Genomic DNA, 12,559 nt, shown 5'->3' with positions numbered 1-12,559 from the left:
CTTATTTTGCTTCAAGCCAAGCAGTTAAACCTGCTATCACTGATGCAAACTTCTCGTTAAGTGGCGCGCCACCTTGTGCCAAGTCAGGTTTACCACCACCTTTACCACCAAGTTCTTGGCTCAAGTGTTTGATAATGTCACCTGCTTTAATGTTTGCAGTGAAATCTTTTGCGACCGAAGCAAGGAGGCTGACTTTGTCGCCTTCAATGCCAGCAAGCACAATCACTGCATTGTCTAATTTAGATTTTACCCCATCATGTAAGTTACGTAGCGATTTCGCATCCATACCTTGCACAGTGGTGATTAAAGTTGAACGACCAGCAATGGTTTGAACTTGGCTTAAAAGTTCAGCTGCTTGCAAGTTCGCCAATTTTTGGTTTAGTTGTTCAATCTGTTTTTGCAATTGATGTGCTGTTTCAACCGTGGCTTCAACTTTTTCAACCGTTTGATCTTTTTGCGCTTTCAATAAGCCATTGATCTGTTGAATGTCTGCATCTGCTTTTTGAATCACTTCAACTGCTTTTGTACCTGTCACGGCTTCAATACGACGTACACCCGCTGCGACACCACCTTCAGAAGTGATTTTAAACAGACCGATATCACCAGTACGTTTGACGTGAATACCACCACACAGTTCGATCGAGAAGTTTTTATCTTCAACCATTGAACCCATAGAAAGTACGCGAACTTCGTCACCATATTTTTCGCCAAACAACATCATTGCGCCTTTTTCTTGGGCAGATTCGATGTCTAACAATTCGGTAGAAACGGCTGTGTTGGCAATCACTTCACGGTTTACAATGCGTTCAACTTGTTGAAGTTGTTCGAAAGTGACTGGTTGATCGTTGGCAAAGTCGAAACGTAAGATATCGCTGGCAACCAATGAACCTTTTTGCTGTACATGAGCACCGAGTACTTGACGTAGAGCAGCATGTAACAAATGCGTTGCAGAGTGGTTACGTGCAGTGGCTTCACGAATATCGGCTTTAACGATTGCGTCAACAGACTGAGTTGCTTTTAAGCTACCCATCGTTACGATACCTTGATGGACGAATGCACCACCAGATTTTTTGGTATCTTGAACTTCAAAAATACCTGTCTCATTTTTGAATAAGCCAGTATCACCGATTTGACCACCGCTTTCTGCATAGAAAGGCGTTTGGTTCAGTACGATCAGTGCTTCATCGCCTTCATTCACTTCAGTAACTTGCTCGCCATCTTTATAGATCGCAATAATTTGACCTTGACCTTGGGTGGCATCATAACCGTCAAATTGAGTTTCGCCTTCAACATTGACAATGCTGTTGTAGTCGATTGCAAATTTACCCGCATCACGTGCGCGTTGACGTTGTGCAGCCATTTCAACTTCAAAGCCAGCTTCGTCAATCGTTAAATCACGTTCGCGTGCAATATCAGCTGTTAAGTCAGCAGGGAAGCCGTAAGTATCGTAAAGTTTAAATACAACTGCACCTGGAATGACTGAACCTTTTAGGTTCGCAAGTTCACCTTCAAGCAATTTCAAACCTTGCTCAAGTGTTTTGGCGAATTGTTCTTCTTCTTTTAACAATAAAGCTTCAATACGTGCTTTATTTGCTTCAAGTTCTGGATAAGCAACACCCATCACATCAACAAGTGGTTGAAGCATTTTATAGAAGAATGAACCTGTTGCACCGAGTTTATTGCCATGACGTACTGCACGACGAATAATACGGCGTAGTACATAACCACGACCTTCATTGGATGGGTTTACGCCATCAGCAATGAGGAAGCAACATGAACGTGCATGGTCGGCAACGACTTTTAAAGATGCAGGGTAGTTAACGGGTGTGTTGTTTGCCGCAGCTTCAGCGTCAATTGCAGTAGTATCAAGCTCAATAATTTCAGCAGCAGATTTAAGCAAGTTTTGGAACAAGTCGATTTCGTAGTTTGAATTGACGTGTTGTAAAACCGCAGAAATACGTTCTAAGCCCATACCTGTATCTACAGATGGAGCAGGTAATGCATGTAATACGCCATCAGCAGTACGATTAAACTGCATGAATACGTTGTTCCAGATTTCAATGAAACGGTCGCCATCTTCTTCAGGTGTGCCTGGTAGGCCACCCCAAATGTGGTCGCCATGATCAAAGAAAATTTCAGAACAAGGACCACAAGGACCGGTATCACCCATTGCCCAGAAATTATCGGATGCGTATTGACCGCCTTTGTTGTCACCAATACGAATAATACGGCTGGCATCTAAGCCAATTTCTTTGTTCCAGATGTCAAATGCTTCGTCATCGGTATGGTAAACAGTGGCATATAATTTATCTTTAGGCAGTGCTAACCATTTTTCACCAGTAAGGAATTCCCATGCAAATTTGATCGCATCACGTTTAAAGTAATCGCCAAAAGAGAAGTTACCTAACATTTCAAAGAAAGTATGGTGACGTGCTGTATAACCGACATTGTCTAAGTCGTTGTGTTTACCGCCAGCACGTACACATTTTTGTGAAGATGTTGCACGAACATAATCACGTTTTTCCAAACCAAGGAAGCAGTCTTTAAACTGGTTCATCCCTGCATTGGTGAACAGTAAAGTCGGGTCGTTGGCGGGTACTAGTGAACTCGACGCGACACGTGTATGCCCTTGCGATTCAAAGTAACGCAAAAATGCTTCACGAATTTCAGCTGATGTCATAAAACGAGTACTCACAACCAAGTCACTCCATATATTTCGTATTGGCTAATAGCATAACCGAGCAAATTCATTTAAGAATAGCTGCCTCAGTATACTGGGCTTAAAATTTTAAAACGCCAAATTATAACGGAAAAAGCTGTATGCACCAATCACTTTAAGGTGAATTAATGACAATTCTATAGAATCGTTGTCCTGAGCTTTTTGATGTAAATCTAAGAGTTAATTGATCTAGAGCTGTTATCGTCAAAATTTAATGCACAGCTTGGTCAATATTTTTAGCTTGCTTTCTTTGATCCTGATTTGTGAAAAAATGACATCAAAATTAAAGTCAGGGTGATTGGAGCGCAATATTCATCAATAGATGTGAAGAAATGGTATCGATATTCAGTCGAAATCCATTAACATATACAAGTATTTACATCTACCCAAGAGTTAAGGATATCTAATGCAACGAGTAGCCATTAATGGTTTCGGGCGAATTGGTCGCAATGTATTACGTGCTTGGTTTGAAAATCCTAAAGATTTTCATTTTGACATTGTGGCGATTAATGATGTTGCAGATGTAGAGACTTTAATTCATTTATTTAAATATGATACAACCCATGGGCGCTTTAAAGGTAAAGTTGAAGTGTTATGGGAAAATGAACAGATTTTTTTGCATATTTCGGCGGGTTTGGCGCAATTAAAAGTAAAGGTCTTTTGCCAGGAAAATCCAGAATTATTGCCTTGGCATGATTTAAATATTGATGTTGTACTTGAATGTACGGGTTTATTTCGTTCCCGTGAAGCTGCGACAAAACATATTACAGCAGGAGCGAGGCGGGTCATTATTGGCGCAGCTCCTTTTGATAGTGTAGATGCCGCGATTGTTTATGGTGTCAACCATCATGAAGTGAAAAGCACGGATCAAATTATTTCCAGCGTATCGTGTACCACACAAGCCTTGGTTCCACTGGTTAAAATCATTGATGATGCATTTGGTATTGATACTGCGCTCATGACGGAAATTCATGCCGTCACAGCAGATCAATCGGTATTGGATCATGCGCATCGTGATTTACGTCGTGCGCGTGCTTCTGGGCAAAACATTATTCCAACCACTTCATCTGCTTTGGGGGCTTTGAAAAGTGTGATGCCAAAAATGGCAGATCGTATTGATGGTTATTCTATTCGTGTACCGACTATTAATGTGGCAGCCATCGACTTAACGTTTATTTCGCAATCGCATGTTACAGTACATAAAATTAATGAAGTTTTGGTCAAGTCAGCACGTCATGATTATGCTGAAATTATGGATGTGACAGATGAACCCTTAGTTTCATCGGACTTTAACCATTCGCCCTATTCGTTGGTGGTCGATCTGAATCAAACTATGGTGGTTGGGCATCAAGCCAAAGTTTTTGCATGGTATGACAATGAGTGGGGTTATGCCAATCGCTTGCTTGATTTGTGTGAATCCTTTACATAACAAGCCATATAAAAACAGAGGCAGATTAAATGTTTAACCTGCCTCTGTTTGAGAAAAAGACTATTCTTCTTCACTGATGTAATTGGGATCGTTTAAGAAGCCTTCTTGGATTTCTTTCGGCATGTCTTTGTGCCACCATGCATATATGGAAGATTGGATCTGTTGGTCTTCATCAGGGTCATTGAAGGGTTCATCATCTTCACGAATAAGTTCATCACCCTCAAATTTAAACCAAAATTCCCAAGGGTCATCATCACCACAACCCCAAGCTTGGGTGTGGATGTCAGAAACTAAGCTTTTTAAGAAGTTTAAAATGGCTTCCATGAATTCATCACCCGATGAACCATGCACAAAGTGGGCAATTGAATATCCTTCAAAACGGTACAGTGATTCTGGTCCTAAGTCATATTCAATCTGATCTACTAGGTCAATGAGATCTTGAGCAAGTTCTTCACCTTCGGTTGGATTGATGGTGGTCGCAATTTGTTTGAATATTTCAGCATTGCCCTGATGTTCTTGAAAAAGGCGATCTAATTTATTCATGATTTCTTGATTAGGATGTTTAAAGTATAAATTACTGTGAAGTTCCATAGTGAGCGCAGACCCCGAAATGTTGAAAGCATAAAATGCTGATAAATAATGATTGTTTTTAACGGTGTAAATGACAACTGAATATAGCGTTATTGATGAATAAAAATACAATGTATTGTGGTTATTTGGGAAGTGTTTTTTGAATGAATGTGTTGGCTGTGTCATTGGTGATTTAGAAATTAGCTCGATAGATCAAAATAGTTGCTGAACTTAAACGAATTTTTGAAAATTTAGATGATTAATTCGTTATGATAGTGAATAACAACTAAATAAGATAAGAGAAATGCATATCATGTTGATATTTATATGGGGTTTTATTCTGCTTTTAGCAATTGCTGTGATTTTTTTAATTTGGGTACAAATAAAGAATCAAACTGATGTACTAAGTGAAACTGAACTTAATCAAAAACTTGAAGAAAAAGTTATTCACTTAGAAGAAAACTTAAAAAAGACCTTGGAAATTATGCAGGACTTGGCCAAAAAAATGCATCTTCAGCAAGAAATGTTGGATAAAACCACAGTTAAATTAAGTCAGATCGAGTTACACAATGCTGAACTGGTTGGGTTGCTGGCAAAGGCGGCAAATTCGTCTGACAGACCATCACTTTAATTTCAGTTTTTAAGGCTTAAACCAGCTTAAATAAGCACGAACCTTAAAACTGCTGCGGATAACATGCTAATCAACACTGTGGGTAGTAAGGAAAAACGTGAAGCTGCAAGCAGTGTAATCGCAATTGCCAGTAAATCGGCAGGGTTGTCTTTGACAAAATAAGGTGCAATCACTGAAATGAGCACACAGCCAGGAACCACTTCTAAGATTTGTTTCTGGCGAGCTGTTAGGGTTTTATTTTTCAGTAAGACATAGCCTAAAATACGTGTCAAATAGGTGGTGATTGCAATACATAAAATGGCAATCAGGGTTGCTGAGTGAATCATTCTTTATCTCCAAGCAACCAATAGGCTGACGCAATACCCGCGATTGCTCCAATAGGGACATGCCAACCTTGGGGTAAATATAAATATGCCAGCGCAGCCGTGATTAAGCTGACCAACCATGGTCGTGCCGCGTGTAAACCTTTCCACATGCTGCGTAATAACACTAGAAATACTGCGGGAAATGCCATGTCAAAGCCAAAACGTGAGGCATCGCCTAAAATGGGGCCAATTGCGCCGCCTAATGCGGTGAATCCAACCCACATGAGGTAGAGAGCAAAACAAAGACCTGCGTAAAAAGACAGATTAAAGGCATGATTGATACCCGTCTGAGCTTGTCTTTTTTGTGCATCCGCCAAGGCAACTGCCCAACTTTCATCACACATAAAAAATAAAGCGGGAAAAACCTGTTTATTGGGTAAATGTCTTAGGTAGGGAACTAGGCTTGCACCCATGAGTAAATGACGACTATTCACTAAAAAAGTAATGAACATCAGCATTAAGATATTGGGTGGATTGGTCCACAATTCTAAAATGGCAAATTCTGAGCCGCCTGCAAAATTGAGACCTGTAAATAAAGGCACTTCAATAAAAGAAAAGCCTTTTTGCGTGGCTTGTGCGCCAAGTACTAAAGCAAAGGGAATAATCCCCAATAGCATAGGAATTGATATTTTTATGCCACGTTTAAATTCAGTAAAGTCCTGCGAATACGTTAAATCTTGAGTTATATTTTTTAACGTAGACATAAGGTTTGGCCTGACAGGAGGAATTGAATTGAGGGAAATATTTTATGATAATTTATGGGGTATTTTTCACTTAAATTAGCTTGATTTTGGTTTTAAATGGCATTAAATAGCGTTAAATTATATTTAATTAAAATTTACTGCTCTGGTGATTGGTGATGGATCATATTGATAAGCGCATACTGAAAGCCTTGCAGCACAACGGAAAGTTGCAAAATAATGAACTGGCTCAAATCGTGGGTTTGTCGGCATCGCCATGTTTACGGCGCGTTAAACAATTAGAAGATGATGGCATTATTGAAAAATATGTGGCTTTGGTTGATCCGACAAAAGTAAATCTTGCGTTAACGGTTTTTGCACGAATTTGGCTGAAAGGACAAGATGCAGAAACTGTAAACCAGTTTGTCGATGCTGTGCATGATATGCCTGAGGTGGTGGAGTGTCAGCTTATGGCAGGGGATTGTGATTTCTTTTTAAGAATTGTGGTTGCCGACTTAGCGGCTTATCGTCAGTTTCAAATTCATCATTTAAATAAAATTGCAGGAATTCAAAATGTCAAAACTGAGATTCCTTTACAAAAAGTCAAACAAACAACAGCCTTACCTTTAGACTGATCACTTGCTTGCTGTATGATTGTGTTTTGGCTTAGATATTGAATTTTCTATTGATTGATAATTTCATAAATTTGAATGATTTCATGTTGATTAAACAATAAGTATTCGCCATTTTTTCTGAAAAAGTCAGGTGCACAGCTAAAATTATCGTGCTAGACTAGGAGAAATCGGGTGTGTTCCCGATTTTTTTATGCGGATTCGTTCCGCGCTGACAGAATTTAGGTTTACAACATGCCCATTTCAGAGACATGGTTATTACCTGATGGTGTAGCTGATGTATTACCCGAACAGGCGCAAGTGATTGAAACTTTGCGTCGTGACGCACTAGATTTCCTCGCATCTCGAGGTTATCAATTGGTGTACACGCCATTTATTGAATACATCGAATCTCTATCTTCTCTTTCAGAATCGAATCAAGATTTAGACTTAGCTACTTTTAAAGTGATCGATCAGCTTTCTGGTCGTTTACTTGGTGTGCGTGCCGATATGACACCACAAGTGGCTCGTATTGATGCGCATGTACATCCAGTAGAAGGTGTGGCTCGTTACTGCTATGCAGGAACGGTTTTACATACGAAACCACAAGGGTTTAATACCACACGTTCACCATTACAATTGGGTGCAGAACTATTTGGTTCAGACAGCATTGATGCTGATGTCGAAATGGTTGATGTCATGCTGAGCTTGATTGAAAAAGCAGGCTTGGCAGCAGGTACGCATTTAGATTTAGGGCATGTTGGGTTGTTCCGTAGTTTAGTTAAACATGCGGGTTTGACCAAGGCTGTTGAAAGCCATCTTTCGGATTTGTATCAACGTAAAGCACTGCCTGAACTGGCAGAGTTTACTCAAGAATTAAAATATGGTTCAGATTTCTATACGCTTGGTCGTTATTCAAGTGATTTAGATGCATTACAGACACATTTAAGTGCTGAAATATTGGCGGATGAAGCATTTAAACACGCTTTTGATGTATTGAAAACGACTCAAGTCGAAATTCAATCACGTTGGCCAAATCTGCACATTGGTATTGATGTTATAGAGTTGCGTTCATATCATTATCACACGGGTTTAATGTATGCAGTGTATGCACCAAACCGTGCAGCTCCACTGGCACAAGGTGGGCGCTATGACGGCATTGGTCAACATTTTGGTCGTGCCCGTCCTGCCACAGGTTTCAGTTGTGACTTATATGCTTTAAGTGCAGGTCAATTTACAGATTTAAATGTAGTGGTTGCACCGAAGGGTACAGCGATGGATTTGCTTGAAGCAATTTCGAATGCACGTACACAAGGCTTTGGTGTAATTCAGTTACTTGGAAATGACAGTTTAAACTCAGTACCACATGCAACTCATCAATTGGTGAATGTGGCAGGTGAGTGGAAAGTCGAAAAGATTTAATGACATGAATTAGTTTCAAGTGACTAATTTAAGTTTTCAATTTTAACAGCATGATGCAATGAGGCTATTATGGGCAAAAATGTTGTGGTACTCGGTACCCAATGGGGCGACGAAGGTAAAGGTAAGATTGTCGACCTGCTCACAGATCAAGCGGCTGCGGTAGTTCGTTACCAAGGCGGACACAACGCTGGTCATACACTCGTGGTTGGTGGTAAGAAAACTGTATTACACCTCATTCCATCTGGTATTTTACGTGAAAACGTACTTTGCTTAATTGGTAATGGTGTTGTACTTTCACCTGCTGCATTAATCGAAGAAATGGACATTCTTGAAAAAGAAGGCGTGCCTGTTAAAGAACGTTTACGTATCTCTCCAAACTGTCCTTTAATTCTTCCGAACCATATTGCACTTGACCAAGCACGTGAGAAAAAACGTGGTAATGCGAAAATTGGTACGACTGGCCGTGGTATTGGCCCAGCGTATGAAGATAAAGTTGCACGTCGTGCAATTCGTATTGCAGACTTAGTGCGTGGTGGTGAACATCTTAAAGCTCAACTTGAAGAGCTACTTGAATACCATAACTTCCAATTAACTCAATTCTACGGTGTGGAAGCGGTTAATCTTGAAGATGTACTTGCGCTTTGTGATCAATGGCGTGAAGTTGTAGCCCCACTTGTTGTGGATGTAACAACTGAATTGCATAACTACCGTAAAAACGGTGAAAACATCATGTTTGAAGGTGCTCAAGGTTCACTTCTTGATGTCGATCATGGTACATACCCATATGTAACATCTTCAAACACAACAGCGGGTGGCGTAAGCTCAGGTTCAGGTTTAGGTCCATTACACCTTGACTATGTGCTTGGTATTACTAAAGCATATACAACACGTGTAGGCGCAGGTCCTTTCCCAACAGAGTTGGTTTATGATGCTGCAAATGACGTAGGTGATGCAATTGGTAAACACCTTGGAACTAAAGGTTCTGAATTTGGTGCATCTACGGGTCGTCAACGCCGTTGTGGTTGGTTTGATGCAGAAATTCTACGTCGCTCTGTAGATGTAAACTCACTTTCTGGTATTTGCTTAACTAAACTTGACGTTCTTGACGGTTTAGAAGAAGTGAAAATCTGTATCGGTTACGAAGCTGCTGATTCTGGTTGTGTTGGTTCTTCTGATGCACTTGCATTTGAAACTTTAAAACCAATCTATGAAACAATGCCAGGTTGGTCTGAGTCGACTTTCGGTGCAAAAAGCATGGAACAATTGCCAGCAAATGCAATTGCTTATGTAAAACGCATTGAGCAGTTAATTGAATGTCCAATCGACATCGTTTCAACTGGTCCAGACCGTGAAGAAACCATTGTATTACGTCATCCTTTTAATGCTTAATTTAAGCGCATAGAAAGATGGTAAAAAAAGCCTCGCAATATGTGAGGCTTTTTTATATTCACTTTTTTTAACAAGATGATAAGTGGATATATTGATGAAAATTTTGCAAGACTAAAGTTGCATCAGAGAATACTGTTTAAATCATTGGCAGTTGCTAAAATACAAAACATAAGATAAATAGCGGGTTGTGCGGATGCATAAAAATATTTCAGGAACGATTTTTTATTCCTTACTTTTTGCAATGGGTGGAGCACCGACCATTGCGATGCTGATTATTCAAGCACAGACTCAAGATCCTAATATTGTCTATGGGGTATTTATTGGTTTAAGTGTCATTATTGCGTGTATTTTGGTGCCATTAATTTTAATTCAAAATGCATTTTTATTTTTTAAACGAAAAAATGATCAACTTGAGCAAAAAATCAAACCACTTTGCCAAGTGTATTTGGTTCTGAATGCTTTATGTCTTATTTATTGGCTTAGTTTTCAGTTTCTTAAATAAGCACGGTTACATAAATGATATGAATGTGGATTGAATAATAATTTAAAGCTGATCCACAATTCCATATAATCGCCTTAAAACAGATATCTATTTTTAAGGTGGAGATTATTATAATGAACAGCAAGTTTATTTTGAGTTTGTGTGCAGCAAGTGTGATTACTATTTCGGGTTGTACCACTGTTGCGGAAATGGCAGGGGCGGATTCATCCACATTAAATGTAGCTGCGGCACAAGGCTTTAATAAAACAGTTCAAGAAGCAAGTGCAAATAAAACCTTAGATACTTCATCTGCGACGTATAAACGTATTAATGCTGTATTTTTGCGTTTAAAGCCGTATGCAGATCAAGTTAACCAAACGGGTCAGAAGTTTAGTTGGCAACTGGCAGTTTTGAAATCTGATCAGGTGAATGCTTATGTCGCACCCGGTGGTAAAGTTGTGTTCTATACAGGCATTGTCAATAAGCTAAACCTGACTGATGCAGAAATTGCGGCAGTGATGGGGCATGAAATGGTACATGCTTTAGAGGAACATTCTAAAAATAAAATTGGTGCTCAAGCCTTAACTGATTTAGCTTTAAATATTGGTTTAAGTGCAGCAGGAAATAACGTTGGACAATTGGGTACAGCAGCAGCGCAGTTAGGGAGTCAAGTCGGGATAGGATTGCCTTATTCACGTAGTCTTGAAAGTCGTGCCGACCAAGGTGGATTACTTCTTATGGCGCGTGCAGGTTATAACCCACAAGCAGCAATTACCCTTTGGGAAAAAATGAATAAACTAGATGGTGCAGGTGGTTCATCATTCTTGTCTACTCACCCTTCAAATAGCCAACGTATTGAAGCGATGCGTAAAAATTTGCCTACTGCTCAAGCAATTTATAACAAACGTTAATAAATAGTTAGGTTCAAAAAGGATGCGATAGGCATCCTTTTTTATATGATTTTTTTGATTTTGAACATCATAAATTATTTGTGACAGGTGAAGCAGTGCTTCACCTTAACAGGTAACTGAGAAATATCTATGGTGCAGGATTAGGTTGTTGACGATGGATATCTTCAATGCCTTGTAAAATGTCTACAGATAAATCAATGTCAAAAGCTTGGATGTTTTCTTTGAGTTGATCTAAATTGGTTGCACCAATAATAGTGCTGGTCACAAAGAACTGTTGCTTGATAAATGCCAGTGCAAGCTGAGTGAGTGTTAAACCATGTTGCTCTGCAAGTTGAGCATACTGTTCGGTTGCCCATTCACTTTCTGGATTGCTATAGCGGCTAAAACGAGAGAATAGTGTGACACGAGCATTGGCGGGACGCGCGCCATGACGGAGTTTACCTGTCAAATAACCAAAAGCTAAAGGGGAATAGGCCAGTAATCCTACATTTTCATAATGAGCAATTTCTGACATACCAATTTCATAGGTACGGTTTAATAGATTGTAGGGGTTTTGCACACTGACAAACTTTTCTAAACCTAATTTTTCTGCCAAGTTTAAAAATTTCATGGTTCCCCATGGCGTTTCATTGGACAGTCCAATATAACGAATGCGTCCTTTTTTAATTTCATTACTTAAAGCGGTTAGGGTTTCTTCTAAAGCTGTAATTTCGCTATTTTGCTGTGCTTCACTGTTGCCATAACCGAGTTTACCAAAGAAGTTGGTTGGGCGTTGTGGCCAATGCAGTTGATAGAGGTCGATATAATCGCTTTGCAGGCGTTGTAGGGAGTCATCAATAGCAGAAGTGATTTCTGCTGCTGTAAAGCGTGTTTGTCCATCACGGATCTGGCTGCCGCCTTGTGATGGCCCTGCTATTTTTGAGGCAATAAATAATTGATCTCGATTGCCACGTTGAGCAATCCAATTGCCCAATATGGTTTCAGTAGCACCTTGAGTTTCAGGTTTGGGAGGTACTGGATACATTTCAGCGGTATCCCAAAAGAACAAACCTTGATCTAAAGCATATTCAAGTTGTTGGAAGGCCTCTGCTTGGGTATTTTGCTCACCAAAAGTCATGGTTCCTAAACAAATTTCAGGAACCAATATTCCTGTATTGGCTAAAGGTTTAAGTTGCATCGAGGTTTATCCTTTAATTTTTATCATGGAGTTTTAAATCGTGTACAAGACTACCTGATTTAGTCATAAGAGTTAAATCATGAATAATTTTAAAGTTGTCATAAATGTGACAAAAGAATAAAAAATTAAAGCATAAAAAAGCAAATCATAAGATTTGCTTTTTTATTGAATTGG

At 39.5% G+C, this 12,559-nt stretch carries 12 protein-coding genes; 7 read left to right on the top strand and 5 right to left on the bottom strand.

The genetic code is table 11. The annotated features are described in order from the left end of the window. Position 1: 1 nt before the first annotated feature. The gene (gene alaS, locus B9T30_RS09010) at positions 2–2,695 is read right to left on the bottom strand and encodes an alanine--tRNA ligase (RefSeq protein WP_171264145.1); all 2,694 of its coding nucleotides are present in this window, start codon (positions 2,693–2,695) and stop codon (positions 2–4) included. Positions 2,696–3,125: 430 nt separating this feature from the next. Between alaS and B9T30_RS09005 the strand changes: the two genes are divergently transcribed. Next, positions 3,126–4,148, top strand: a complete 1,023-nt coding sequence (locus B9T30_RS09005; RefSeq protein ID WP_086184670.1) for a type I glyceraldehyde-3-phosphate dehydrogenase — start codon at positions 3,126–3,128, stop codon at positions 4,146–4,148. Positions 4,149–4,208: 60 nt separating this feature from the next. Here B9T30_RS09005 and B9T30_RS09000 read toward each other — a convergent pair whose 3' ends face one another. Beyond that, the gene (locus B9T30_RS09000; RefSeq protein ID WP_086184669.1) at positions 4,209–4,739 is read right to left on the bottom strand and encodes a hypothetical protein; all 531 of its coding nucleotides are present in this window, start codon (positions 4,737–4,739) and stop codon (positions 4,209–4,211) included. A 292-nt stretch (positions 4,740–5,031) separates the two neighbouring features. On the opposite strand from B9T30_RS09000, the gene B9T30_RS08995 reads away from it, so the two are divergent. After that, on the top strand, positions 5,032–5,349 hold the full coding sequence (locus B9T30_RS08995; RefSeq protein WP_086165732.1) for a hypothetical protein: 318 nt from the start codon (positions 5,032–5,034) through the stop codon (positions 5,347–5,349). Positions 5,350–5,375: 26 nt separating this feature from the next. Here B9T30_RS08995 and B9T30_RS08990 read toward each other — a convergent pair whose 3' ends face one another. Beyond that, positions 5,376–5,675 (bottom strand): AzlD family protein, encoded by a 300-nt coding sequence (locus B9T30_RS08990; protein WP_086184668.1) that lies wholly within the window; start codon positions 5,673–5,675, stop codon positions 5,376–5,378. After that, positions 5,672–6,418, bottom strand: coding sequence for an AzlC family ABC transporter permease (locus B9T30_RS08985; protein ID WP_086184667.1), 747 nt, complete (start codon positions 6,416–6,418; stop codon positions 5,672–5,674). Before B9T30_RS08985 ends, B9T30_RS08990 begins: the two co-directional genes overlap by 4 nt. Before the next feature lie 155 nt (positions 6,419–6,573). Between B9T30_RS08985 and B9T30_RS08980 the strand changes: the two genes are divergently transcribed. The 5 genes from B9T30_RS08980 (at position 6,574) to B9T30_RS08960 (ending at position 11,208) form a co-directional block, all read left to right on the top strand. Then, entirely contained in the window at positions 6,574–7,029 is a 456-nt protein-coding gene (locus B9T30_RS08980; protein ID WP_086184666.1) for an Lrp/AsnC family transcriptional regulator, read from the top strand. A gap of 231 nt (positions 7,030–7,260) precedes the next feature. Further along, complete coding sequence (locus tag B9T30_RS08975; protein ID WP_086184665.1) at positions 7,261–8,427, top strand: ATP phosphoribosyltransferase regulatory subunit; 1,167 nt, start codon at positions 7,261–7,263, stop codon at positions 8,425–8,427. 69 nt (positions 8,428–8,496) lie between these two features. After that, entirely contained in the window at positions 8,497–9,816 is a 1,320-nt protein-coding gene (locus B9T30_RS08970) for an adenylosuccinate synthase (RefSeq protein WP_086184664.1), read from the top strand. Between the two features lie 193 nt (positions 9,817–10,009). Continuing rightward, a complete protein-coding gene (locus tag B9T30_RS08965) occupies positions 10,010–10,318 on the top strand; it encodes a hypothetical protein (RefSeq protein ID WP_086165726.1) in 309 nt (102 codons plus the stop codon). Between the two features lie 113 nt (positions 10,319–10,431). Further along, positions 10,432–11,208 carry a M48 family metallopeptidase gene (locus tag B9T30_RS08960; protein ID WP_086165725.1) on the top strand — a complete coding sequence of 259 codons (777 nt, stop codon included), beginning with the start codon at positions 10,432–10,434 and terminating at the stop codon, positions 11,206–11,208. 127 nt (positions 11,209–11,335) lie between these two features. Here B9T30_RS08960 and B9T30_RS08955 read toward each other — a convergent pair whose 3' ends face one another. Beyond that, on the bottom strand, positions 11,336–12,385 hold the full coding sequence (locus tag B9T30_RS08955; protein ID WP_086184663.1) for an NADP(H)-dependent aldo-keto reductase: 1,050 nt from the start codon (positions 12,383–12,385) through the stop codon (positions 11,336–11,338). Between the last annotated feature and the right edge of the window lie 174 nt (positions 12,386–12,559).

The organism is Acinetobacter sp. ANC 4973 (genome assembly GCF_002135275.1).
In the GTDB taxonomy this organism is placed as follows: domain Bacteria; phylum Pseudomonadota; class Gammaproteobacteria; order Pseudomonadales; family Moraxellaceae; genus Acinetobacter; species Acinetobacter kyonggiensis.
The sequence above is the reverse complement of the archived record's forward strand: the minus strand, read 5'-3'. Positions and strand labels throughout refer to the sequence as shown.